We start from the raw sequence: 25,093 nt of genomic DNA on the forward strand, positions 1-25,093 counted from the left end.
GAGTCGGCCGGCGGCGGGCCGGCCGACTCAGCCCCTCCGCATCCTGGACACGCGGCGGCGCACCGCGTCCAGGAGAGCTCCGATCGCGAGCCGCAGCGGGGACGGGCCACGGCGCGAAGGTGCCTCCCGCCCTGCCGCGGCGGCATCCACGGCCGTGGCGAACTGCTCGAACAACCGCCTGCTGACGTCCCCGGCGAGCGCGCGCCCGAACTGCGCGATGCGGCCCGACAGGTAGAGGTCGGCGTCCGCGCGCAGGACGCTGCCGCCGCCCGGCGCCGGCTCGGCGCGCAGCCGGATGTCGGCCTGCGTCGCGCTGCCGCCCGCGTCGGAACCCTGGCCGATCATCCGGAGCCGGTGGCCGCCCGCGTCGCGCTCGACGATCTGGGCGAGCCCGGCGAACGAGAGCTTCACGGGCCCCAGCGCCACGCCTGCGGTGCCGCGGTAGCGGTCGCCGCCCAGTGCCTCGGTGAGCTCGGCGCCGGGAAGGCAGGCGACCATGCGCTCGACGTCGTCGAGCACCGCCCACACGGCGTCGACGGGAGCGTCGAGCACGCTGGTCACCTCGACCGTCGCGGAGGGGGAGCCCGCCGGGACGGTGAGGTCGGCCCCGCTGTCGACGCCGTGCGGGCTCTCCGGAGCCGCGTCGCCCGACCGCTCGGTGTGGCCCTGGCCGGACCCTCCGCTGCGTCCCATGAGCACGCGGGGCCGGCAGTTCAGCGGCGCGGGCACCCCGGTGGGATGGGCGGCGGCGACGTCCGTCACGGCGGCCAGGATGCCGCGGTAGCCGGTGCAGCGGCACAGCACTCCCGACATCTGCTCGGGGAGGGCCTCGGGGGTGACGGCGCCGTCACCGGCCAGCAGGTCGTAGGAGCTCATGAGCATCCCCGGTGTGCAGAAGCCGCACTGGAGTGCGTGGTGCGCGGAGAACGCCTGCTGCAGCGGGTGCTGCTCCTCGGGGCTGCCGAGCCCTTCGACGGTGACGATCTCGGCTCCCTCGCACTGCACGGCGAACAGCAGGCACGCCCGCGCCGCGGCGCCGTCGACGAGGACGGTGCACATTCCGCACACCCCGTGCTCGCAGCCCAGGTGGGTGCCGGTGAGGCCGACGTGCTCACGCAACGCGTCGGCGAGGTGCATCCGTGGCGGCACGCGCACGGTGGCCTCGCTCCCGTTCACGCGGAACGTGACGGCCACCCGCTCCTGGGCAGGCACCCGCTCACGGGCCCGCTCGGGCGGCCGGGTCCCGTTCGGCTCCCGGCTCGCCGGCTCCCGGCGTGGGGTCGCGTCGGCGGCGGTGCGGTGGGCGCGGGCCAGCTCGCGGGCGGCCAGCACCGCCAGCAGCCTGCGGCGGTAGCCCGGGGAGCCGTGCGTGTCGCCCGCGGTGTCGACCATGCCGGCGGTGAGCTCGGTCATCGCCTCGCGAAGGGGCCGCTCGGCCCCCTCCGTCGCACGCACGAGGTCGGTGACGTCGCGGGTCACCGGACGGTCGGACACCCCGAACGCGGTGAGCCGGGCGGCGAGGACCGCGCCGCCGGCATCGCGGCGGACCCGCGTGACCACCCCGGCCAGTGCGAAGTCGCCGTGCCGGCGGGCGATCTCGGCGAAGCCGTGGCCCTCCCCTGCTCCGGCCACCGGGAACCGGGCCGCGACCAGCACCTCGTCGGGCGCGACCGTGGTGGTCATCGCTCCGGCGAAGAACTCCCCGGCCGGGACGGTGCGGCGGCCACGCGGGCCGGCGATCTCCAGCTCGGCGCCCAGGCAGCAGGCCACCGCCGGGAGCTCCGCGGCCGGGTCGGCGTGGGCGAGGCTGCCGCACACGGTGCCGCGGCTGCGCAGCTCCCGGTGCCCGACGAAGGGCAGCGCCATCCCGAGCAGCGGCACGGCGCGGGCCTGGGCGGCGCGCTCCACGGCACGCTGCCGGACGGCCGCCCCCACGAGGAGGGCACCCCCGTCGACCTCGAGCCGGTCGAGCCCGTGGGCCGCGGTGATGTCGACGAGTGTCGCCGGCCGGCCCAGGCGCATCGCGAGCACCGGTACCAGCGACTGGCCGCCGGCGAGCACCTTGGCGTCGTCGCCCGCGAGCTCGGCGAGCACGCCGTCGAGGCTCCCGGGGCGCACGTAGGCGAAGGGGGCCGGTTTCATGAGCTCCTCACCGTCCGGTGAACTCCGGCTTCCGCTTCTCGGTGAACGCGGCGACGCCCTCGGCGAAGTCGTGCCCGGCGCGCAGCATCGCGTAGGCCTTCCGCTCCAGCTCGATGCCCGTGTAGAGCGGGCCGTCGACGCCCTTGTCGAGCACCTCCTTCGCCGTGCGCTGGGCCGCCGGGGAGAAGGCGGCCATCCGCACGGCGAGCTCGTCGGCGGCCGCGTACAGCGCCTCCCGGTCGTCGTGGAGGCCGGCGACGATCCCCCACTCCAGCGCCTGCGCGGCCTGGATCCGGGTGGCCGTCATGATGTGGAACTTCGCCCGCGACAGCCCGATCAGCCGGGCCAGTCGCTGGGTGCCGCCCGATCCCGGGATCATGCCGAGGTTCATCTCGGGCAGGGCGAACTGGCTGCGCGGGGTGGCGAGGCGGATGTCGCAGGACAGCGCCATCTCCAGCCCGACGCCGAAGCAGTACCCGTCGACCGCGGCGATCACGGGTTTCGGGCTCCGCGCCGCTGCGGTGACGTTGTGGCCGAGATCGGTGAAGTCGATCGGGTCCACCTCCATGAACCCCGCGATGTCACCGCCGGAGGTGAAGTGCTCGCCGTCGGACCGCACCACGACCACCCGAACGTCCGGATCGGCGTCGAGGACGGCGAACCGCTCCGCCACGAGCTGGCGCATCTCCCACGTGATCACGGTGTAGGGGCCGTTCGAGAGCGTCAGGTACGCGACGCGCCCGTCGTGCCCGCGCTCGATCAGGACCTCTCCGCCGGTCAACGCCATGGTGGGTTCTCCTTCTCGTTCTTCTCCAAGAGCTGGTGCAGCACCTCGCCGTGCAGCGGCAGCCGGGTGATCTCGACGCCCGACGGCGCGAGCGCGTCGGCCACGGCGTTGGCGAACGCCACCGGGAAGCTCATCGAGGACCCCTCGCCGCAGCCCTTCGCCCCGAGCGGGGTGAGCGGCGAGGGGTTGACGACGTGGTCGGTGCGCAGGTCGTAGCCGGTCTCCGCGCTGGTGGGGCAGAGGTAGTCGAGGAACGTCGCCGACGTCGGCTGCCCCGACGGCGCGTAGGTGAACTCCTCGTACGCGGCGCCGCCGAGGGCGTGCACCAGCGCGCCGTGCACCTGGCCGTCGAGAAGCTGCTGGTTGAGCACGGTGCCTGCATCGTGGACGGACGAGACGCGGTCGATCGCGATCTCCAGGGTGTCCGGGTCGACCCGCACGGCGACGATCTCGGCGACGAACCCGTAGCAGAGCGAGGAGTTGATCCGGTCGTCCCGGGTGGCCGCGCTGGTCTCCCGCGGGGTGAACGCCGCCTCCTCGTAGAGCCGTGCCGAGGTGCCGGGCGGCAGCGACGCCGGGTCCCAGTGCACCACCCCCGCGGCGTGCCGGAACAGCACGCTCGGCCCGGAGGGGTGTGCGACCGTGCCGTCCACGAGGCACAGCTCGTCGGCGGGCACATCGAGCATCACCGACGCCGCGGCGCGCAACGTCGCCGCGATCCGGTCGGCCGCCTGCACCACCGCGCTGGTGACGAGCGGCGCGAAGCGCGACGAGTAGCTCCCCGACGTCACCGTCCACGGTGTGGTGGCGGTGTCCATGTCGACGACCACGCGTACCTGCTCGACGGGCAGCCCGAGCCGGTCGGCCGCCACCTGGCGCGCGACGGTGGCGTGGCCCTGCCCCTGGGGCACCGAGCCGAGCAGCACCGTGACGATCCCCTGCACGTCCACGGAGATCCGCACGTGCTCGGTGGAGCCGGACTTGTCCCGCCCCGGCCTGCGCTGCTCGGCGGGGGTGGCGAGCCCGACGTAGCCGATGTTCGTGCCGGAGGGATCGACGACGAGCCCGACGCCGATGCCGTAGTGCACCCCCTCGGCGCGGGCCGCGGCCTGCCGCTCCCGCAGCTCGCCGAGGTCGGCGCACCGGACGGCGAGGTCGAGGGCGGCGGCGTAGTCGCCGGAGTCGTAGCAGCCGCCGGTGGGCGTCTCGTACGGGAAGGCCTGCACGAGGTTGCGGCGCCGGACCTCCACGACGTCGAGCCCGGTCGCGCCGGCCACGGCGTCCATCAGCCGTTCCAGGCCGAAGTACAGCTGCTGCCCGCCGAAGCCGCGGTTGAGCCCGGTCGGCATCGAGTTGGTGACCACCGCGCGCGCCCTGATCTCCACCGCCCCGATCCGGTACGGCCCGGTGATGTTGCCGTAGCAGCGGTAGAGCGTGGACGGTTCCGGCGGGCGCAGGTAGGCGCCGACGTTGTCGACCAGGTCGACCCGCAGCGCCGTCACCTCGCCGGACGCGGTCACGGCCGCCGCGAACCGCATCACCCGGTCCGCGCCCGACGAGCTGGCCAGCAGGTGCTCGACGCGGTCCTCCGTCCACCGCACCGGCGTGCCGGAGTGCTTCGAGGCCAGCGCCATCAGCACCACGTAGGGATAGATCCCGGCCTTGATGCCGAAGCTGCCTCCGATGTCGGCCGGGACGTGCAGCCGTACCGCCGACGTCGGCAGACCCAGCGCGCCTGCCATCACCGGGACCATCGTGAACGGCCCGTGGAAGTTGGCCCACGCCTCGACGCCGGGCCCGCTGTCGGTGCGCTGCCAGTTCGCGATGACGCTGTAGCACTCCATCGGCACCGACGAGTAGCGCGGGAAGTCGTACTCGCCCTCCACCACGTGCCCGCCGTCGCGCTCGGCGGCGGCGAAGGCGTCCTGGACGGGGCCGAACCGGAAGGTCCGGTCGGTCGCCACGTTCGAGCCCGCCTCCTCGTGCAGCAGTGGCGCGCCGGGCGCCAGCGCCGCGCGGGCGCCGACCACCACGTCGAGCGGCTCGTAGTCCACGCGCACGAGCTCGGCGGCGTCCTCGGCGGTGAACCTGTCCGTGGCGACGACGACGGCGATCGGCTCCCCGACGAACCGCACCTTGTCGACCCCGGTCGGGTAGTACGGCATCGCGGTGCCGGTGGACAGGGGGAACGGCCGCAGCACGGCGCGCACCTCGTCGGGCCCGACCACCGCGGCGACGCCGGGGTGCGACCGCGCCCGGGACAGGTCGACGGAACGCAGCCGGGCGTGCGGCTGCGTCGAGCGCACCACCGCGGCCACGAGCGTGCCGGGCAGCGGGTCCATGTCGTCGAGGAAGCGGCCCTGCCCCGCCACCAGCGGCCCGTCCTCGATGCGCACCGGTGCCCAGCGCGGGGCCGGCTCCGTGGCCCCTGCGTCGGCCGGAGACCCGACCGCTGACTCAGACATCGGCCAGCGCCTCGAACTCGCCGGCGACGAGCGTGCGTCGCAGGGTCTTGCCCACGCCGGAGCGGGGGATCGCCTCGACAGCGACGACCCGTTTCGGGCGTTTCAGCGACGGCAGCACCGTCCGGGCGTGGGCGACGGTCTCCGCCACGGCCGTGTCGGGGTCGACGCCGTGTGCCGGCACCACGAACGCGGTGACCGCGTGCCCCCACCGCTCGTCGGGCAGGCCCACCACGCACACGTCGGCGACGGCCGCGCAGCGCACGAGCGCCGCCTCGATCTCGTCGGGGTAGATGTTCTCGCCGCCCGAGTTGATCATGTCGTCGACCCGGCCGGACACCCAGAGGTCGCCGTCGTCGTCGGTCGTCGCCAGGTCGCCGGTGTAGTACCAGCCGTCGCGGATCGCCTTCTCGTCCGCGTCGGGCCGGTGCCAGTACCCGGTGAACGCCTCCGGGCTCCCCATCGAGACGATCACCTGCCCCTGCTCGCCCGGTCCGACCAGCGCGTCCGGGGGCGCACCGACCTCCGGAGACACCAGCCGGACCTCCGAGAAGATCCCGGCGCGGCCGGCCGAGCCGGGCTTCGCGGCCACGTCCGGCCCCACGCTGAACGTGTAGATCTCGGTGCTGCCGAAGTGGTTGACGAACGCCGTGGGCGCCGCGGTGGCCACAAGCTGCTCGACCAGCGTCGGCGTCATGGCCGCGCCCGCGTAGGCGAGCCGGTCGAGGGTCGCCACCTCGCCGAGGCGCCCGCTGTGCAGCAGCGACCAGTAGATCGTGGGCACGAGGTACAGGGAGGTCACGTTCTCCGCGCGCATCAGCTCCAGCGACGACTCCGCGTCGAACTCGGGCTGGGCGACCCACGTCCCCCCGACGACGATGCTGGCCAGCAGGGTGCGCAGGCCCATGGTGTGGAACATCGGCATCACGCCGAGCACCACCTCGCCCTGGCGCTGCTGGGTCTGGATCGCGTGCGCCACGGCGGCGCTGTGCTCGGCCCGATGGGTGCGCGGCACGCCTTTCGGGCGCCCGGTGGTGCCGGAGGTGTAGAGCATCACGCTCACCCCGTCCTCCGGGACGGGCGGCAGCGCCCCGTCCGGTTCGTCGGCGCCGCGGGCGTCGAGGTCGGTCACGTCGCGGACGGGAACCCCGCCCGTGACGCCGGCCGCCCGCACCGCCGTGGTCGGGTCGGTGACCAGCAGCGCCGCGGCGGCGTCGTCGAGGCAGTACCCCAGCTCGTCGGGGCCGAACCGGGTGGACAGCGGCACCGACACCGCTCCGAGCTTCTGCGCCGCCAGGTGCAGGCTTGCCAGCGGTTCCCCGCCGGTGAGCGAGAGCGCGACGCGGTCGCCGGGCCGCACGCCCTCGGCCGCCAGTGCCCTGGCGAGCTGGTTGGTGCGGGCGTCCCACTGACGGTAGGTGAGGTGCCGCCCGGCCCCGCCGACCGCACGACGGCCGGGATGACGCTGGGCCGCCCAGGCCAGAGTGGTCGCCAGGTCCATGACCCTCCCTCATCACATGGTCTGTCTCGGACCGTACTGAGGAGATGTTCGTCCGGCAACTCGGACGGACGCGCGGCGTGTCAGGGACCGAACTGCAGGTACATCACATGCGGGCCGACATACCCGTGGGCCCGTGAGCGGAACGCGCCCGGCACCGTGCCGACGATCGCGAAGCCGAGGCTCCTCCACAGGCGCACGGCCGGGGTGTTGGTCTCGACCACGGCGTTGAACCGGATGCCCCGGTAGCCGTGGTCGCGGTGCCACCGCACCACGTGCTCGCCGAGGCGGCGCCCGACGCCACGGCCGCGAGCCGCCTCGTCGACCATGAACGAGGCGGTGCCGACGTGGCTGCCACGGCCGGGACGGTTCGGACCCATCGTCGCCGAACCGAGCACCCGCCCGTCCTCGTCGAGGACGGCGGTGCGTGCCGGCGGGGGCATCAGCCAGAGGCCGCGGGCCTCCTCGGCGGTGAGGTCGGCGCGGTAGGCGTAGGTCTCCCCCGCCTCGACGATGCGGGAGAAGAAGGGCCAGATCTGCGGCCAGTCCTCCTCGGTGGCCGTCCGGATCGTCACGACGCGGTCGAGCCGTCGAGGAGGCCGAGAAGCATCGTGCGCTCGTCGGACCGATGGGCCACCCGGAAGCGAGCGGTCACGTGCCGCGACGCTAGCCGCCGCGACAGGCTGAGCACAGGGTTTACCGCCGCGGCCGCCACAGTCGCCGGGGCTGTGCCGGCGAGACATCCGACCGGCAAGACCGGACGGTCCTACCCGGATGGTTCGCTAGGATCCGACCGTGTCCACGGTCCGGCTGTCCCCGACGTCCTACGTCGTTCTGGGGATGATCGCGCTACGCGGCCCGTCCACGCCGTACGACCTCAAACGGGCCGTGGGGCACTCGGTCGGCTTCTTCTGGAACTTCCCCCACGCGCAGCTGTACTCCGAGCCGGAACGGCTCGCCGACGCCGGGCTGCTCGCCCTCTCGGTCGAGGACAGCGGACGGCGGCGCCGGACCTACACCCTCACCGGCAGCGGACGGAGCGCCCTGCGCGCCTGGCTCGCCTCGCCCACCGAGGAGCACTTCCAGATGCGCGACATCGCCGAGCTCAAGCTGTTCTTCAACGAGGTGGGCGACCCGGGCAACGTCCCGAGTCTGGCCACCGAGCAGATCAAGCAGCACCAGGAGCGCATCGCGGTGTACGAGGCGATGGTGGAGCGGTTCGGCGACGACCCCGCGAGCCGTCCCCGGATGATCACCCTGGAGCTGGGTCTCGAGATGGAGCACGCCGCGCTACGGTTCTGGACGGCGCTCGCGGAGGGCGACCTCGACCGACTGCGCCGCACACGGGAGAGGGCGACCGGCACTCCGGGCACCACCACAGCGGAATGAATCGGGCTCCCGGAGGATTTACCCCACCATGGCGGGCATCACACGAGGATTCTTCGGGCGCCGCGGCGAACGCGACCCCCGGCTCCCCCCTGGCCAGTACGACGCGCGCGACCAGTGGCCGGTGCTGCACGCCGAGGCCACGCCGCGGATCGCCACCGACACCTGGACGTTCACCGTCGAGGGGTTGGTCGAGCACGAGGTGAGCTGGACGTGGGACGAGATCCACGCCCTCCCCCGCTCCCGCTACGACGGCGCGATCCACTGCGTCACCACCTGGTCCAAGTTCGACATGACCTTCGACGGCATCTCCGTCGACACCCTGCTCGACGCGGCGCGCCCGTTGCCCAGCGCCACGCACGTGATGGCCGTGTCACACACGGGCTACACCACGAACCTGCCGCTGGCCGACATCACCGACGGCAAGGCCTGGGTGGTCTGGGACGCCGACGGATCTCCCCTGACCGTCGAGCACGGCGGACCAGCGCGGCTCCTGGTGCCGCACCTGTACTTCTGGAAGAGCGCGAAGTGGGTGTCGGGCCTGCGCCTGATGGACCACGACGAACCGGGGTTCTGGGAGCGCAACGGCTACCACGACCGGGGCGACCCGTGGGCCGAGCAGCGCTACCAGGGCGACTGACGCCCAGCAAATACCGATAACACCTATTTCTCGGTATATTCGAAATTCGTAACCGGTCCCGCCATGGCATCGGAGGCCCCACTCGCGCACGGCGCGCGAGCGGCCCATCCGGCCGGCGGGCCGACCCGCGTCCGGGATCCTCGCGATCAGGCGCCCGCGACACCGGCCACGCGCGTTTTTCGAAGTTTCCCACCGCATCTTTGGTCGAATGACTGACGTTTGTCGGCTACTCGTACATCATGCGGGAGTGTCGCAGCGAATGTGTTGCGCTAATCCGGCCAGGTGCCCTACGGTGTCTTTCATCTTCTGACAGCCCCCGGTCAAGATCCATTCTTCCATCCCTGAACGGAGAGGGCATCCCCATGGGCACCCGCATGCAGTTCGTCGACGACGTCTCTGGCGAGGAAATCTCGGCAGAGGGTGCCCAGGTCACGTTCGCCTTCCAGGGCACCACCTACGAAATCGATCTTGGCCAGGAGAACCGCGCGGCGATCACCGCGGATTTCGAAAAGTGGATCAGGTTCGCCCGGATCGTCCGGCCCGGGCCGGTAGCGGCGCGGCGCCGGGGCGGCGGCGGCAGGCCCACATCCACACCGGCCGGCACCGTCGGCAAGATCGCCGCAGCCAACGACGAGAACGCCATGGCCCGTGCATGGTTCAAGAGCACGGGCGGCGAGATCGGCATTCGAGGCCGCCTTCCCTCCCACGTGCTGGCCGGGTACCGGGAGGGTGTTGCCCGAGGCCAGATCCCCGCCGAGTTCCTCGTGTCGGAGTCCACGGCCGCCGCGACGGGCCCCGTCGCGGACGAGACGGCGGACGAGACGGCGGACGCCGTTCCGGCGATGGCCTGACCTGGCTCCGGGCCCGTCACCGATCCGCGCGGGAGAATGACGGCCCGGCTCTTGATACCGGCGACGACGAAACGCGCCGGACGCCGGCGCGGGCAGCACCCCGCGACGGCGCCCGAGCGCGCGCACGCCAGTGACACGCAGGACGAGCCGCTCATGCACCGTGGGCCCGACTCCGCTGCGATCGCCACCTCCCCGTGTCGCCGCAGGTGGGCCTGCCGCAGTGCGGCCCCACGGCCCGCAGAACGTCGCCTCTACCCGCGGATCGCGGGGTGACTCTCATTGTTCGGCCGTCCGACCACCGGCGATTCGGAATCAGCGAACAATAATCGACCGACCCGGCTACCCGGCCCGCCCGGCACCTGAGATCACGCACCCCCGGTAGCAAGTGAGTGAACCTGTCACATCACACTTGACACCGCGGAAATGCACGCGAACCCTCGGGGACGGCAACGCACCTCACAAAGAATGGTCCATTGTGTATAACATGATTAGCCACTGCTCTCACCCATCCCCCCGCACGGCAGACAATCGCCGCGCGGATCCGATCGCGCCACCCGTCAACCACAGCCGGTGGTCCTGAGGACCGCCGCCACATGGCTCTGGATCCACTCGCTCCTCACCGATGCGTACGCGTTCGCCTCCGACCATCCCGGCACCGTCCTGCTGGCACTGATCGTGATCGGGGCAGCGTGGGCGATCCTCGCCGGTCGCCCGCCGACCACCGGCCTCTGCGGCTGCGGGCACCCGGTGGCGGCCCACGAGCACTACCGCCGCGGCAGCGAGTGCAGCGCGACCGGCTGCGGCTGCCCCCGGCTGCATGCGTAGAACGCCCACTCAGCCCTTGCCCCTCACCGCGCCCCTCACCGGATGACGGCCGCCGACGAAACCGGCGGGCACAAGCTTGACCGCCTCCGAGACACCGGTCGGCTTCCACAGGCCGAAGTACGCCGACACGGCCACGATGAACGTGCCGAGCGCGGCGAACGCGGAGACCTGCCACGCGAACGCGTCGCCCGCCGCAACGGCTCTCCCCCACTCGGTGAGCACCGCGGTCGCGACGGCCAGTGCTGCCAGCAGGACTGCCCGGACCGCGCCCGAGGCCGCATAGCGGGTGACCGCGGCGACCACCACGGGCAGCACGATCCCGATCACCAGCGAGAGCAGCTGCGCGATGTCGATCATCATTTCGTCCGACCTTCCTCCGGCGGCAGGTCGGCGAGTGTCGTCTTGATCTCCGCGAGCTTGGCTTCCATGCGCTTGACCCGCGCGAACGTCGACATGTTGTGCCCCCACTGGGTGTCCCGGTCGGGACCCGGCCGACCGGCCATGCCGTCGAGCACCACGCAGAGCTGCCGGTGCATGGCGGTCAACATGTTCCGTACGGACAGGATGTGGCCGTACATGTTGTCCGGGTCACCCATGTGATGCACCCGAGAGTCGATGCGCTTCACGAGCTCCGCGTGGATCTCGTCGATCTTGCGTTCGGTCTCAGCGGACATTTCATTACCTCCGATAATCGCCCGGGCCCTGGAAATCACGCCCGGAATCTGTGCAATGCGCCGGTTTCCCGGACAAACCTTGCCGGCGGCCGAGGACCATAGTTCCCCGCCCGCGACCATGTACGGCCGGACGCCCTGCCGGTGATATCCGATGCCGCGCCGACCCGGCCGGCTGTCCGGAATCAGCACACAGGGAATGTCGTACTCGATGCAGCACCGAGCGATGATCTCCGCTATGGAGTCCATCTGCGCGGCGGTCCACGCCGGCACCTCTGCGCCGTCGGCCGTGTTCCACTTCGGAAACTCCGGACCGATGTCGGCTGTCTCCACGGAGAGAATGTGATGATTACCGTCCAGGTTGGCCTCGGCCACGTAATCCGTGTCCTGCCACTGGAACACCCGTCCATCGCCCCCGACGCCCCAGTGGGACTCGACACCGCCATAACCGGACTGCCGGAAATAAGAGTCGGTGCCCGCGAGCGTGCCGACCATCGAGTGCAGGCAGATGATGTCGTGTCGCGACATCTTCGACTGCGTCTGTGGACCCAGGGGGCGCCACTCTCCCGAACGCACGCTCATCTAGGCCTCCTGCCTCTCGATATGGTGTGTGAGCAGTGCCGGCGGCGGCTCCAGTACCACGCCGGCCTTCCCTGCCTCGACAATCGCGTAGACATCCCACGTCGCGTGTTCCATGACCATCTTCCGATGGGCAGCGGCGTCCGTCTCGAGTGCAGTGACGCGGGTGGCCAGGTACTCCATCTGACGTGTCAGGTCGGCGACCCGCGCGTCCTCCACCTCGTCGACCCGCTTCATCTTGCCCAATGCCCGGCCCCGACCGAGCCACCAGAAAATGGGCTTCAGCAACTCTCGCAACTTCGCGCTGATCAGCACCAGTAAGGTGATCACGCTCAGCGCGAGAGTGAGATAAACCGTGAGGAGATTTACGTTATCTGTCATCCCGATCAGCCATCCGATCGACGAGCCGGCCCTCGGTACCGCGTTCGACCGGACAGCAGCACCCGGCACCGCCTCGGCGACGTCGTCTTCATGGCACGACTTCGGAGGTCAGTACACCCGCCGACCTCCGACCGGTCACGACACCGGGCACGACCGGTTCGTCGATCAGCACGTGAAGCCGCGGGGCGCCGACCGGAGATATCGGCGAAGATACCGGCTGGGCGAACGTCATACTGCCACCTCCATCATCGGGACCTTTCGGTCCGAGTGCTAAACGTCGTATCGCCGGCCGCGCCTCGATATCAGCTCACCGCCGATCAGGTCGAGCCGGCCGCCAGTCACCCGGAATAATTTTCCAGGCCCGTCCGGTCCACTCCCGAATTTCGCCACTGGACAACAGGGCACGCTCTCCCGTGATGAGCAAAATCGTGCCGAGCATCTCGTCGGTCTTCGCAGGTGGCAGTTTTGCACGCGCCACGTCTGATCCTATGTGACAGTGCGGGCAAACGAAATGGACCGGCCGCACAGTTCCCTGGCGAGGTGCCCGGGCCGCCTCATCCCGGCCGACACCTCACTGAGTATCTACTTCATGCTCGGCGGTCAACTCCTTGTCGGAGGTGCCGATGACGGCACCGAAATAGACCGCGCGTCCCGCGGGCTGCGCCTCCGCTCCCGGAACAGAGGTTCCACGTGCTGCCGCGGCGGCCGTGCGCGCGGCTCTGATCGTTCTGGTCGCCGGCGTGGCGGGCGGGAGACCCAGCGCCACGTTGATTTCGGCCAGCACGCCGACCAGGCCGTTATCGGCGTCCAGCAGGTCACCGCACGTCGGCCCGTGATCCGCGGACTCGCCATGCCCTGCCCGGTAGATCAGAAACGCCCGGAAAGCGGCGCCGCCGGCACCCTGCTCGTCCGGAACCAGCGCCTCTCCGATCCTCCGGATCGCGGCCCAACAGTCCTCGCCGTCGCCGTTCATCTCTTCCACGATTCCCCGCGACCCCATCAGGACCGCTCGGTTCCGAGCGGATATCGGGCCGCGTCCTCGGACAGAGAACGACTCCGAGGTTTCCAGATTTCACTTGCCATGACGTTCTCCCTGTCGCATCTGATGTGACACCGAGTACCTGCGTAATCAAGCCAAAGGTCCGACTGGTGTCCGGAGACAGCAACCGGCTAAATATTATTCGAGCGGCGCGGCCATGTTATGGATACGCATGGCGTTCGCCATGATGTGCGCGGGCACGACGATGACGACGAAGTTCCGACCACAACTCACGCATCGACCGTCGACGAGCACGCGGTGACTATCGCCGTCCTGCTCGTTCGACTCGAGTATCGAGGCGAGGATGAACTTCAGCGCCTCGATATACCAGTCCGCGACCGGTACGTCGCCATGCTCGACACCGGTATTTTCACCGAGATTCTCGTCTAGGTTTTTGTCGGGATTCTCGTCGGGACGGTCAGCACCGTGTCCTGTTATATTTGACGCCTCGTTCACGGTGAAATCCTGGGGCCTTCGTCCGGGGTGGTCGGTCCGGAGACCAGCAGGGGCAGGGGTGGTGGCGGATGAAAACTACCGTGCATTTATTCGGCCTCGACTTCCGAACGCGGTAGCGGACGTCGCGCTTACCGATATGGACATACGTTGGACCCATCCGTCCGACTCCCGACGCCGGAGGGACCACCTACTCACAGGCGCGCGCCCACTTCACCTCTTAACCAGTTGTTCTACCCCTGTCACTGTCTCACCTGATTAGACGAACCTGCGACGGCGTGCCATACTCTCTGTTATCGTCACCTGGTGGTGCAGGTCACCGGGAAGGGCGAGGCCCACCAACAGGGCGGCCGCGTCCTCCGATGACAGCCCTGTTTGATGTTGTTCATGCAGATCGTTCGGAGGAACCATTGGTACACCCGGGCGGTGCTTGTGTCAAACAACACAGGACACCAATGATCACGACCTGGGGCCGTGATCATGGTGCCTACCAGCGCTTTTCTCGACCGCTATCACGCCAATGGTCATTCACGACGGATCACGGGCGGCCCGTAACCCGAGACGAAGGCTCGCGAACGGAGCAGCAGAAGATCATGACGACCTCGGAGATCGGAAACTTACTCACGCGGGTTGGTGTCGGCGGCCAGTACAGCTATCGGGACGCCGCGCGGCTGACCGGCCTGTCGCACGCGACCATAGAGCGTTTACACAAGTCGGCCCATGTATCGGCGGACGGCTCGATGCGGGCACCGCACCCGGCGACGATCGACGCCCTGTCCCGGCTGCCCGGGTTGACCCTGTCCGAGCTGCGCTGGGCCATCCTCGTCGATCTCGGCTACCTCACGGATTACGCCGAGCAGCAGGTTCGCGACCACCTGGGAAAATCCAGCCAGCGGCGGGTGCTGACATTGGAGGAGATGGCGCAGGAGTTGGCCAAGCTGCCGTCACAGCAGCGCGAGGCGGTTTATGCGATGGTCGAGGATATTCTCGGTTCGGTCTGACGCCGGCGGATTATCGACCGGAACTCACACCGACCTCGGTCGGATATTCGACTTCCGGCAGCGCGCGGGGATACCCGGCGACGTGCTCGCGATCGCTGCCCGGGTGCCGGCCCGACAGGCGCCTGCTGCTTCCGCGACGCCGTACAGTCTGATGAGCGGTTCGGCCGACCGCCCGAAACCCGATCCAGCCCGGTCCTGGAGTGTGCATGCGACGTAACACGTACCCGCGCAGGTCGGTGAGCCCCGGGGGCCCTGACCGGCGTCATGTCGCGTGCGAGAACCCCTGCTTCCGCACCCGGGACGACCGCTCGGTGGCCGGCCGATGAGCCTCACCCCCGGTGACACCACCCACCGCCGGACGTTGCGCTGGCAGACGGCCCGCGTGCTCACCGTCCGGGACGAGACACCGCGGGCACGCACGTTCCGGCTCGCGCTGCCGGACCCGCGCCCGCACCTCGCCGGGCAGCACTACGTCCTGCGGCTCACCGCGCCCGACGGCTACACCGCATCGCGGTCCTACTCGGTCGCGTCCGCACCCGACGGGTCCGGGGAGATCGAACTGACCGTCGAGCGGCTGGAGGGCGGCGAGGTCTCGGAGTTCCTGCACGAGGTGGTGCAGCCCGGCGACGAACTGGAGGTCCGCGGGCCGATCGGCGGCTTCTTCGTCTGGACGGGCGACACTCCGGCACTGCTCGTCGGTGGCGGTTCCGGCGTGGTGCCGCTGATGGCGATGCTGCGCCAGGCGCGGGCCACCGGCCAGGCCGACCTCCTGCGCCTCGTGGTGTCGGCCCGCTCGCCGGGCGAGCTCTACTACGCCGACGAGCTGCCCGGGCCGGAGACCGTGCTGGTCTACACGCGCCAGGCCCCACCGGGAGCCGGTCGCACGGCGGGCCGTATCGCCATGGCCGATGTCGCGCCGCTCGTGCGCGGTGGCGAGGACGTGTACGTATGTGGCTCCCCCGGCTTCGCCGACGCGGCCACCGGAGTGCTGCTGGAGGCCGGTGTGCCGGTGGATCGCATCCGGGTGGAGCGGTTCGGGCCCTCCGGCTGACGCCGGCACGGTGGCGACCCGGGACGAACCGGTCACCATCGACATACTCGCCGATGATCGTTAGGTTGTCAGGACCAATAGTGGGCCCCGGCACCCCGATCGAAGCGAGGCAGCCAGCGCATGACCGGAACGACGACCGGGGCACTCCCCACCAGCGCAACCACGACCGGCGCGGCCGCGGCGAACGGGCAGGCGGAGACCGCCACCGCGACCGTCCACCTGGTTCCCCACACCCACTGGGACCGCGAGTGGTACGAGCCGTTCCAGCGCTTCCGGCTCCGGCTGGTCGACCTGCTCGACGACGTTCTCGAGTGGGCCGAGGCCGACCGCCGCTTCCACTTCACCCTCGACGGCCAGATGGCCGCGGTCGACGACTACCTCGAGGTGCGGCCCGAGAACCGGGACCGCATCGCGGCGCTGGTGCGGCGCGGTCAGCTCGCCGTCGGCCCCTGGCAGATCCTGCTCGACGAGTTCCTGGTCTCCGGCGAGAACATCATCCGCAACCTGGAGCTGGGCCGGGCCCGGGCCGACGACCTCGGGGGGACGATGCCGGTCGGGTACCTGCCCGACGAGTTCGGGCACTGCGCGCAGATGCCGCAGATCCTCGCCTCCGCGGGCTTCGCCCATGCCTGCCTGTGGCGCGGCGTTCCCGCCGCCGTCGACGGCCATGCGTTCCGCTGGGTCGCACCGGACGGCAGCGCGGTGCGCGTGGAGTACCTGGTCGGGGGCTACGGCAACGCGGCGTCCCTCTTCGCCGACCCCACCCGGTTCGCGCAGCGGGCGGTGGCCCTCGAGGCTGCGCTGCGGCCGGTGTTCGGCACCGAACCGGTGCTGGGCATGTACGGCACCGACCACTCGGCGCCGGTGCGCTCGCTGGTCGGGCTCGTCGAGGGGCTGGCGGAGAACGGCACGCCGGTGCGGATGGAGATCACCACCCTCGGCGACTACATCACCGCCCGCAATGCGGACGACGATGGCATCGCGGTCGTCCGGGGTGAGCTGCGCAGCCACGCAGCTGCCAACATCCTGCCCGGTGTGCTGTCGGTGCGCCCGCACCTGAAGCAGGCCATGGCCCGGGCCGAGCGGATGGTGGAGCGCTACGCCGAGCCGCTGGCCGCCCTGTGGTCGCCCGCGTGGCCGCAGCGGTTCCTGGACATGGCCTGGTGGCGGCTCGTCGACGCCTCCGGCCATGACTCCGTCACCGGGTGCGGCGTGGACGAGACCGCCGTGCAGGTGTTCGCCCGCATCTCCGAGGCCGAGCAGCTCGGCCAGGCCGTCCGCGACCGGGTGGTGCGCGGCATCGCGCGCGGCGTCCCCCGGGACGCGCTCGTCGTGGTCAACCCCTCGGCAGCCGACCGCACCGACGTCGTGACGCTGGACCTGGAGGTGCCCGCCGAGTGGCGGGCGGTCGCGCTGCAGCACGCCGACGGCAGCGTGACGCCCACGCAGGTCGAGAGCCGCACCCCGGCCCTGCTGCACGAGGAGCGGATGGCCGCGTCGGCGCTCCCCACGTTCTTCCCGCGCATCCACGGCCGCGAGCTGTTCGGCCTGGAGATCGTCACGTGGGCGGTGCACGCCGGCGAGCGCGTCCTGGAGTTCGACCTCGCCCGGCACGGCGGCGCGGAGCCCTTCGACCCGGACGCCCTGCGCGCCGCCGTCACGGCAGCGGCCGTCGACGGCACCTGGACGGTCCGGCTGCGGGCCCGCGAGCGCCGGGTGCTCACCGGACCGGTGACCGTGCCCGCGCTGGGCTGGAGCTCGGTGCGGCCGGTGGCAGCCCCCGACGCAGCGCCTGGCCAGGACGTCGTCCCGCATCCGGTGCGCGCACAGGACCGCTGTCTCGACAACGGGCTCGTGCGCGTGGACGTGCACGACGACGGCACCCTGCGGATCACCGCGGCCGACGGCACCGTGCTCGACGGGGTCGGCCGGATCGTCGACGGCGCAGACCGCGGCGACACCTACAACTACGCGCCGCCCGCCACCGACACCGTGCTCGACACGCCGCAGACCGTCGAGGTCACGGCGCCGGACGGGGGGCCGCTGCGCGCCGCGATCACCGTCGGGCGTTCCTACTCCTGGCCCGCCGCGATGGACTGGGAGCACGACCGGCGCAGCGACGCGTGCGAGCCGGCGAGTGTCGCGATGCACGTGGAGCTGCGGGCGGGCGAGCCGTTCGTGCGCCTGGAGCTCACGATCGACAACCGCAGCGCCGACCACCGGGTGCGACTGCACGTGCCGCCCGCCCGGCCGGCGGCGACGTCGCACGCCGAGGGCCAGTTCGCGGTGGTCGAGCGGGGCCTCACCGCGGAGGGCGGGGACGGGCTCGACGCACGGTCGGCCGGCTCCGCACCCAGCGGTGAGCACCCGCTGCCGACGTTCCCGGCGCACGGCTTCGTCGACGCGGGTGGGGCGGGGCTGCTGCTCACCCAGGCCTGCGAGTACGAGCTTGCCGACGGGGAGCTGGCCCTCACCGTCCTGCGCTGCACGGGACAGATCAGCCGCAACGTGCACCCGTACCGGGAGGAGCCGGCGGGCCCGCAGATCCCCACCCCGCAGGCGCAGATGATCGGCACCACCACCGTCGCGCTCGCGGTGCTCCCCCACGCCGGCACCTGGGTCGACGCCGACCTCGTCGGTGCGGGCGAGCGCTACCGGCATCCGCTGCACGTGGCGGCGGGCGAGGGCAGTGGTGAGGAGGGGGGCGCAGGCCCGCTGGAGAGTCATCGGGGCCTGACCGTCGAGGGGGCGGTGCTCACGAGCGTGCGCCGCCGCGACGGTGGGATCGAGGTGCGCATGGTGGCGCAGTCCCCCGAGCCGGTCACGGCGGTGCTCAGCGGCCCGTTCCACGCCGCCCGGACCGTCGACCTGCGCGGCGGCACCACGCGGGAGCTGCCGGTGGCCGCGGGACGGCTGGAGCTGCCGCTGCGCCCCTGGGAGATCGCGACCGTCCGGATCGACGAGTCCACGGCGACGAGGAGCGGGTGATGGCCGACCGCCCGCAGGTCGTCGTCGACCGGGCCAGCCCGGTACCCCTCTACTTCCAGGTCGCCCGCCAGCTCGAGCAGGCCATCGAGTCCGGCGAGCTGCCCCCGGGAGCGCGGCTGGACAACGAGATCGCGCTCGCCGAGGAGCTGGGGCTCTCCCGGCCCACCATGCGCCAGGCGATCCAGTACCTCGTGGACAAGGGCCTGCTGGTGCGCAGGCGCGGGGTCGGCACGCACGTCGCCCGGGCCCGGGTGCGCCGCCCGGTGGGGCTCACCAGCCTGTTCGACGACCTGTCCGGCTCCGGCCAGCAACCGACGACGGCGGTCCTGTCCCACACCGTGCAGGCCGCATCGGGTGTGGTCGCCGCGGCCCTGGAGGTGCCGGAGGGCACCGCGGTGCTGACGCTGGAGCGGCTGCGCCGCACGCGGGGCGAGCCCCTCGCCATCCTGCGCAACCACCTGCGCGCCGACCTCGTCCAGCTCGACCCCGCGGTGCTCGAGGAGCGCGGCCTCTACGAGGTGCTGCGCGACGCCGGCGTCACGCTCGCCGCCGCGCAGCAGAGCATCGGCGCCCGCAAGGCGTCCGGGGCGGAGGCCCGGCTGCTCGACGAGCCGCGAGGCGCGCCGCTGCTCACCATGCGTCGCACGACGTTCGACGACCGCGGCGTCGTGGTGGAGTACGGCGACCACCTCTACCGGGCCTCCCGGTACTCGTTCGAAGTGGCACTCACCGGACGTTGAGCCGATATCCAACTGTCATCGACGAACCCACATAAGTCATGACATAGTCCCGCTGATCATGTCGTCACGTACGCACAATGAGGTGGGCATGGCAGGCAGCAGAACGGCCCGGATCGCGGCGGCACTCGCGGCGGTGACAACGCTCGCGCTCGCGGGCTGCGCAGGTGGCGGGACGGCGAGCGGGGGCGACCCCCAGCGAAACGCCGACGCCAAGACGGTGTCGCTGACGATCGCGGCCAACGTGGCCCAGGGCGGCAAGAACGCCCAGGAGGCCGACTGGATCGTCGACTACGTCATCCCGCAGTTCACGAAGCAGATGGCCGACCAGGGCGTGCAGGCCACCGTCACCCTGCAGCCATCGGGTGTCGACGACGAGCAGTACAAGACCAAGCTGTCGCTCGACATGCGCAGTGGCGGCGGCGCCGACATCGTCGCGCTCGACGGCATCTGGGTGGGCGAGTTCGCCCAGGCCGGCTACATCCAGCCGCTCGACCAGCTGGTCGGCGAGGCCGCGGGCAGCTGGGACGGCTGGGCCCAGATCCCCGACCCCGTCGAGCAGCTGGCGACGTTCGACGGGCAGCGCTACGGCGTCCCCTACGGCACCGACGGCCGGGTGCTCTTCTTCAACAAGGAGCTGTTCGCCCGGGCCGGGCTGCCCACCGACTGGCAGCCCACGAGCTGGCAGGACGTGCTCGACGCCGGTGCCAAGCTCAAGCAGCTGCCCGGCGTCGACCCGATCCAGCTCAACGCCGGCACCGCGATGGGCGAGGCCACCACCATGCAGGGCGTGCTCCCCCTGCTGGCCGGCACCGGCGCGGCGCTGTACGCCGACGGCAAGTGGATGGGCGACACCCAGCAGCTGCGGGACGCGCTCGGGCTCTACCAGTCGATCTACGGTGGCGGGCTCGGCGATCCCCAGCTGCAGCAGGAGGCGAAGGGCCGCGACAAGTCGTTCCAGGAGTTCGCGGCCGGTCGGATCGGCATCCTGCTGGAGAGCGACTACTTCTGGCGTTCGGTCGTGTCGCCCACGGACGGCATCGCGCCGATGCCGGACCGGGACCAGGTGGTCGGCTACGCGAAGATCCCCGCCCAGCAGCCGGGCAAGGGCCTGGGCGGCCAGGACTTCGTGAGCATGTCCGGCGGGTCCGTGCGGGCGCTCAACCCGCACACCGAGTTCCCCCAGCAGGCATGGCAGCTGCTCCAGTTCATGAACTCGGCCGAGGCCGTGCGCACCCAGCTGGGCGACACGGCCCGGATCACCCAGCGCGAGGACGTCAACGCCGCCGTGCTCGGCAACGACCCGATGCTCGGCTTCGTGGCCACCCAGGTGCTGCCCGTCACCGCCTACCGGCCGGGACTCGCGGAGTACCCGCAGGTGTCGCAGGCGCTGCAGGAGGCCACTGCGGCGGTCGTCGGCGGCACCGCGCCCGACCAGGCCGCGCAGCAGTACCGGACCGCTCTGGAGGGTGCGCTCGGTGGCGCTGACGACATCACCTCCGGCTGACCTCGCCCCCGCGCGGGAGACCGCGACGGACGCCGCAGGCCTGGGACGGGTCCGCGCCTCGGCGTTCGTCGTGCCCGCGCTGGCACTGATCGCGATCTTCCTGGTCTACCCGGCGCTGTGGACGCTCTACCTGGGGCTCACCAACTACCGGCTCACCGGCATCGCCGCCGCGCGGCCCCAGTTCGTCGGGCTCGACAACTACGTCAGGGCACTGCGCGACCCCGAGTTCCTCAACTCGCTGTGGCTGACGCTGCTGTACGTGCTCGGCTCGGCGGTGATCGGGCAGAGCATCCTCGGCTTCGTACTGGCCTGGACGATGCGTACGGTCCCCCGGGTCGTGCGCAGCGTCGTCGAGTCGTTCGTGATGCTGGCCTGGATCCTGCCGAGCTCGGTGGTCGCGTTCCTCTGGATCGCGCTGCTGGACCGTGACGGTGGCACGTTCAACGCGCTGCTCGGCACGCCGGGCATGGCGTGGCTGCTCGAGTACCCGATGCTGTCGATCATCGTGTTCAACACGTGGCGCGGCACGGCCTTCTCGATGCTGCTGTTCAGCGCGGCGCTGAACGCCGTGCCGCCGTCCCAGCTCGAGACCGCGCGCATGGTGGGCGCGTCCGGGTGGCAGCAGCTGCGCGACGTGGTCTTCCCGCACATCCGCGGCCACGTCCTCACCAACCTGCTGCTGATCAGCCTCTGGACGTTCAACGACTTCGCCCCCTACCTGATCACGGCGGGCGGCCCGGACAACCGGTCGGAGATCCTCCCGGTCTTCGTCTACGAGTCGGCGATCTTCGACGGGCAACTCGGGTTCGGCACCGCGATCTCGCTGCTCATGCTGCTGATCAACCTCGTGCTCGCGGTGGTCTACCTGCGCCTGCTGCGGGAGCGCCGGTCATGAGCCCGCGCGAGCTCGTCGGCCGGATCGGCTTCTACGTGCTGATCGCCGTCATCACCGCGTTCATGGCCCTCCCCGTGCTGTGGCTGCTCCTCGCGCCGTTCGACCGCACGCCCACGCTCACCACCTCGCTCCCGGAGTGGACCTGGCAGAACTTCACCGGGCTGCTCGACAACCCCTACGCGCTCACGTCGCTCGGCAACTCCGTGCTGCTGGCGCTGGGCTCCATGGTGGTGGTGACGGTGCTCGGCGCGCTGGCCGCATACGCGCTGTCGCGCGTGCGGATCCCGGGCCGCGACGGCCTGCTCTACGCGCTGCTGCTGCTCTCCTCCATCGTCACCGGCACGGCCGCGATGGTGCCGATCTTCCTGCTGATGTTCGAGCTGAACCTCATCGACTCGCAGCTCGGCGTGGTGCTCGTGCTGAGCGGGGGGCTGCTGCCTGCGGCGATCTTCATCCTCAAGGACTTCATGGACGCCACCCCGCGCTCCTACGAGGAGTCGGCGCGGGTGTTCGGCGCCGGGCCGCTGCAGATCCTGCGCGACATCGTGCTGCCGGTGGTGCGGCCCGGGATCGCCACGATCGCGGTGTGGACGGTGGTGAACGTGTGGGGGAACTTCCTCACCCCGTTCATCCTGCTGCGCAGCCCGGACAAGTCCCCGGCCGCGGTGGTGCTCTACACCTTCTACACCGAGGGCGGTCAGGCCGACCTGGGGCTGATCTCAGCGTTCTCGTTGCTCTACTCGATCCCCGTCGTCGCGATGTACGTCTTCGTCAACCGGCGCTACGGGTTCCGCTTCCACGGAGGGATCAAGCGCTGATGGCCGACATCGAGCTGCGCCGGCTGGTCAAGGAGTACCCGGGCGGCGTCCGTGCCGTCGACGGCCTGGACCTCACCATCGCCGACGGCGAGTTCTTCGCCCTGCTCGGGCCGTCGGGCTGCGGGAAGACCACGCTGCTGCGGTCCATCGCCGGCCTGGAGACGGTGTCGGGCGGGCACATCCTGATCGGCGGCCGGGACGTCACGGGGCTGGCGCCGGGGGCCCGCGACATCGCGATGGTGTTCCAGGACTACGCGCTCTTCCCGCACATGACGGTGCGCGACAACATCGCCTACCCGTTGCGGATCAAGAAGATGGGCAGGCCGGAACGCCAGGCCAAGGCCGAGGAGACGGCCGAGGGGCTGAGCCTGGGCGGGCTGCTCGACCGGCGCCCCGGCCAGCTGTCCGGCGGCCAGCAGCAGCGGGCGGCGCTGGCCAGGGCGGTGGCGTGCCACCCGAAGGTCTTCCTCTTCGACGAGCCGCTGTCCAACCTCGACGCCCGGCTGCGGCTGGAGGCCCGCACGTTCCTCAAGCGGCTGCAGCGCGACCTCGGTGTCACCACGGTCTTCGTCACCCACGACCAGGCCGAGGCGCTCGCGATGAGCGACCGCATGGCCGTCATGGACGCCGGGCGGATCCGCCAGATCGGCACCCCCACCGAGGTGTTCCAGCACCCGGCCAGCACGTTCGTCGCGAGCTTCATCGGGTCGACGCCGATGAACCTGCTCGACGCCGTGGCCGACCGCGACACCGTGCGGGTGGCGGGCACGACGCTGCCGCTGCCGGCGGTCGCACGCCCGCACGCCCGCGACGGGGAGAAGCTCGTGTTCGCCGCGCGGCCGGAGTACATGACCCTGCACACCGCGGCCGAGCCGACCGGCATCGAGGGCGTGGTGGCCATCGTCGAGAACATGGGCGTGGGCTCGCTCGTCTCGCTGGAGGTGCCCGGCGCCGCCGGCGGCGCGAGCATCGTGCAGGTCACCGTGCCCGAGGGACAGGAGCCGGAGATCGGCTCGCGCGGGTGGGCCGTGGCGGCGCCGGAGCGGGTGCTGCTCTACCGGCACGACGACGGCGAGCTGGTGGGCAGCGAGCGGGCAGGCGCGGGCGAGCCCGTGCTGGCCACCGCGGGGGACTGACCGTGGCACGGACGGTGCACCGCGGCCGCTGGAGCCTCGACGACCGCGCCGAGCACTTCTACCAGGAACTCCCGGTCGACGTCCCGGCCGGGGCGAGCGCCCTCTCCGTCCGGCTCGCGTTCGACCGCGGCGCAGGCGTGCTCGACCTGGGTTGCTTCTCCCCCGCGGGCTTCCGGGGCTGGTCCGGCGGGGCCCGTGACTCGTTCACGATCACCGCGGACCGGGCGACGCCCGGCTACCTGCCCGGGCCGCTCGACGCCGGCACCTGGCACGTCTGCCTCGGGCTGCACCGGGTGCCGGTCGACGGGCTCGAGTACGAGCTGGTGGTGGACACCACCGTGGGCACCCCTCCCCCCGCGCCGCCCCCGCCGGCCGCCCCGCCCGTCCCGGCCCGGCCGCCGCGGCGTGAGCTGCCGGCGGAGCCCGGCCTGCGCTGGCTCGCCGGTGACCTGCACAGCCACACCGTGCACTCCGACGGCGCGCTCACCGTCGACGAGCTGGCCTGCCTCGCCGCCGCGAGCGGCCTCGACTTCCTGGCTGTCACCGACCACAACACGGTGAGCCACCACCCCGCGCTCCCCGCGGCGGGGCGCCGGGCCGGGGTGCTGCTGCTGCCCGGGCAGGAGGTCACCCGCGACACCGGGCACGCCAACGCCTTCGGCGACATCGGCTGGATCGACTTCCGCATGCCCGCCGACGACTGGCTGGCCGAGACCGAGCGACGCGGCGGCCTGCTGTCGGTCAACCACCCGCTGGCGAACGACTGCGCGTGGCGACACCCCATGGTCCGCAGGCCGCGCTTCGCCGAGATCTGGCACTGGACCTGGCTCGATCGACGGTGGGGTGGCCCGCTGGCCTGGTGGCTCGCCTGGGACCCGGCCGTGCTCCCGCTCGGTGGCAGCGACTTCCACAACCCCGCCCAGGGTCGCCCGCTCGGCGTACCGACGACGTGGGTGCAGTGCGCCGGGGACGACGTGCTCGGCGGGATCGACGCGGGCAAGATCGCGCTGAGCGCGGGGCGGGACGCCCCGGTGCTGCTCCGCGTGGGCGACGAGCTCGTGGTGCACGACGGCGACGGCAGCTACCTCGTCGACCAGGACGGCGGACGCCGGGTCGTGCTCGGTGACCGTCGGTCGTTCCCGGGCCGTCCCGGGCCGCACCGGCTCGAGTCGGCCGACAACAGCGTGCTCGCACTGGTCACCTGACCTGCGGCGCGTCGGGACACCTTCGAGTGAGAATGCCGGGA

The 25,093-nt window shown here is 71.4% G+C and carries 23 protein-coding genes; 13 read left to right on the top strand and 10 right to left on the bottom strand.

From position 1 onward, the window contains the following. Positions 1-27 precede the first annotated feature (27 nt). The 5 genes from AC5L35_RS04180 to AC5L35_RS04200 form a co-directional block, all read right to left on the bottom strand. Positions 28-2,142, bottom strand: coding sequence for an FAD binding domain-containing protein (locus AC5L35_RS04180; RefSeq protein WP_495058188.1), 2,115 nt, complete (start codon positions 2,140-2,142; stop codon positions 28-30). Positions 2,143-2,149: 7 nt separating this feature from the next. Beyond that, complete coding sequence (locus tag AC5L35_RS04185) at positions 2,150-2,929, bottom strand: enoyl-CoA hydratase/isomerase family protein (protein ID WP_495058189.1); 780 nt, start codon at positions 2,927-2,929, stop codon at positions 2,150-2,152. Next, positions 2,920-5,394 carry a xanthine dehydrogenase family protein molybdopterin-binding subunit gene (locus tag AC5L35_RS04190; RefSeq protein ID WP_495058190.1) on the bottom strand — a complete coding sequence of 825 codons (2,475 nt, stop codon included), beginning with the start codon at positions 5,392-5,394 and terminating at the stop codon, positions 2,920-2,922. The genes AC5L35_RS04185 and AC5L35_RS04190 overlap by 10 nt, the downstream gene beginning before the upstream one ends. Further along, complete coding sequence (locus AC5L35_RS04195; protein ID WP_495058191.1) at positions 5,387-6,892, bottom strand: class I adenylate-forming enzyme family protein; 1,506 nt, start codon at positions 6,890-6,892, stop codon at positions 5,387-5,389. The genes AC5L35_RS04190 and AC5L35_RS04195 overlap by 8 nt, the downstream gene beginning before the upstream one ends. A gap of 80 nt (positions 6,893-6,972) precedes the next feature. Then, entirely contained in the window at positions 6,973-7,464 is a 492-nt protein-coding gene (locus AC5L35_RS04200; RefSeq protein WP_495058192.1) for a GNAT family N-acetyltransferase, read from the bottom strand. 220 nt (positions 7,465-7,684) lie between these two features. On the opposite strand from AC5L35_RS04200, the gene AC5L35_RS04205 reads away from it, so the two are divergent. From AC5L35_RS04205 to AC5L35_RS04220, 4 genes are all read left to right on the top strand, one after another. Beyond that, complete coding sequence (locus AC5L35_RS04205) at positions 7,685-8,278, top strand: PadR family transcriptional regulator (protein WP_495058193.1); 594 nt, start codon at positions 7,685-7,687, stop codon at positions 8,276-8,278. Positions 8,279-8,306: 28 nt separating this feature from the next. Next, positions 8,307-8,915 (top strand): sulfite oxidase-like oxidoreductase, encoded by a 609-nt coding sequence (locus AC5L35_RS04210; protein ID WP_495058194.1) that lies wholly within the window; start codon positions 8,307-8,309, stop codon positions 8,913-8,915. 362 nt (positions 8,916-9,277) lie between these two features. Further along, a complete protein-coding gene (locus AC5L35_RS04215) occupies positions 9,278-9,766 on the top strand; it encodes an Lsr2 dimerization domain-containing protein (RefSeq protein ID WP_495058195.1) in 489 nt (162 codons plus the stop codon). 570 nt (positions 9,767-10,336) lie between these two features. Next, positions 10,337-10,591 (top strand): hypothetical protein, encoded by a 255-nt coding sequence (locus tag AC5L35_RS04220; RefSeq protein WP_495058196.1) that lies wholly within the window; start codon positions 10,337-10,339, stop codon positions 10,589-10,591. Between the two features lie 9 nt (positions 10,592-10,600). Here the strand turns inward: AC5L35_RS04220 and AC5L35_RS04225 are convergent, their stop codons facing one another. The 5 genes from AC5L35_RS04225 to AC5L35_RS04245 all read right to left on the bottom strand — a co-directional run bounded on the left by AC5L35_RS04225 (position 10,601) and on the right by AC5L35_RS04245 (position 13,717). Beyond that, positions 10,601-10,951 (bottom strand): hypothetical protein, encoded by a 351-nt coding sequence (locus AC5L35_RS04225; RefSeq protein WP_495058197.1) that lies wholly within the window; start codon positions 10,949-10,951, stop codon positions 10,601-10,603. Next, positions 10,948-11,844 carry a peptidoglycan recognition protein family protein gene (locus AC5L35_RS04230; protein WP_495058198.1) on the bottom strand — a complete coding sequence of 299 codons (897 nt, stop codon included), beginning with the start codon at positions 11,842-11,844 and terminating at the stop codon, positions 10,948-10,950. The genes AC5L35_RS04225 and AC5L35_RS04230 overlap by 4 nt, the downstream gene beginning before the upstream one ends. Beyond that, complete coding sequence (locus tag AC5L35_RS04235) at positions 11,845-12,222, bottom strand: hypothetical protein (RefSeq protein WP_495058199.1); 378 nt, start codon at positions 12,220-12,222, stop codon at positions 11,845-11,847. Positions 12,223-12,793: 571 nt separating this feature from the next. Beyond that, positions 12,794-13,204, bottom strand: a complete 411-nt coding sequence (locus AC5L35_RS04240) for a hypothetical protein (RefSeq protein WP_495058200.1) — start codon at positions 13,202-13,204, stop codon at positions 12,794-12,796. Positions 13,205-13,399: 195 nt separating this feature from the next. Then, positions 13,400-13,717, bottom strand: a complete 318-nt coding sequence (locus AC5L35_RS04245) for a hypothetical protein (protein ID WP_495058201.1) — start codon at positions 13,715-13,717, stop codon at positions 13,400-13,402. 590 nt (positions 13,718-14,307) lie between these two features. On the opposite strand from AC5L35_RS04245, the gene AC5L35_RS04250 reads away from it, so the two are divergent. The 9 genes from AC5L35_RS04250 to AC5L35_RS04290 all read left to right on the top strand — a co-directional run bounded on the left by AC5L35_RS04250 (position 14,308) and on the right by AC5L35_RS04290 (position 25,052). Further along, the gene (locus tag AC5L35_RS04250) at positions 14,308-14,715 is read left to right on the top strand and encodes a hypothetical protein (RefSeq protein WP_495058202.1); all 408 of its coding nucleotides are present in this window, start codon (positions 14,308-14,310) and stop codon (positions 14,713-14,715) included. Positions 14,716-15,037: 322 nt separating this feature from the next. Continuing rightward, a complete protein-coding gene (locus AC5L35_RS04255; protein ID WP_495058203.1) occupies positions 15,038-15,766 on the top strand; it encodes a ferredoxin reductase in 729 nt (242 codons plus the stop codon). A gap of 120 nt (positions 15,767-15,886) precedes the next feature. Continuing rightward, positions 15,887-18,754 carry a glycoside hydrolase family 38 N-terminal domain-containing protein gene (locus tag AC5L35_RS04260; RefSeq protein WP_495058204.1) on the top strand — a complete coding sequence of 956 codons (2,868 nt, stop codon included), beginning with the start codon at positions 15,887-15,889 and terminating at the stop codon, positions 18,752-18,754. Further along, positions 18,754-19,494, top strand: coding sequence for a GntR family transcriptional regulator (locus AC5L35_RS04265; RefSeq protein WP_495058205.1), 741 nt, complete (start codon positions 18,754-18,756; stop codon positions 19,492-19,494). The genes AC5L35_RS04260 and AC5L35_RS04265 overlap by 1 nt, the downstream gene beginning before the upstream one ends. 88 nt (positions 19,495-19,582) lie before the next feature. After that, complete coding sequence (locus AC5L35_RS04270) at positions 19,583-20,998, top strand: extracellular solute-binding protein (RefSeq protein WP_495058206.1); 1,416 nt, start codon at positions 19,583-19,585, stop codon at positions 20,996-20,998. Further along, positions 20,970-21,893, top strand: a complete 924-nt coding sequence (locus AC5L35_RS04275; RefSeq protein ID WP_495058207.1) for a carbohydrate ABC transporter permease — start codon at positions 20,970-20,972, stop codon at positions 21,891-21,893. The genes AC5L35_RS04270 and AC5L35_RS04275 overlap by 29 nt, the downstream gene beginning before the upstream one ends. Continuing rightward, positions 21,890-22,711, top strand: coding sequence for a carbohydrate ABC transporter permease (locus AC5L35_RS04280; RefSeq protein ID WP_495058208.1), 822 nt, complete (start codon positions 21,890-21,892; stop codon positions 22,709-22,711). The genes AC5L35_RS04275 and AC5L35_RS04280 overlap by 4 nt, the downstream gene beginning before the upstream one ends. Next, positions 22,711-23,847: an ABC transporter ATP-binding protein gene (locus tag AC5L35_RS04285; protein WP_495058209.1), complete on the top strand. Its 1,137-nt coding sequence runs from the start codon at positions 22,711-22,713 to the stop codon at positions 23,845-23,847. Before AC5L35_RS04280 ends, AC5L35_RS04285 begins: the two co-directional genes overlap by 1 nt. A gap of 2 nt (positions 23,848-23,849) precedes the next feature. Next, complete coding sequence (locus tag AC5L35_RS04290; RefSeq protein WP_495058210.1) at positions 23,850-25,052, top strand: CehA/McbA family metallohydrolase; 1,203 nt, start codon at positions 23,850-23,852, stop codon at positions 25,050-25,052. The last annotated feature ends 41 nt before the right edge of the window (positions 25,053-25,093 follow it).

The sequence above is a fragment of the Pseudonocardia sp. OZ21 genome, assembly GCF_059359135.1.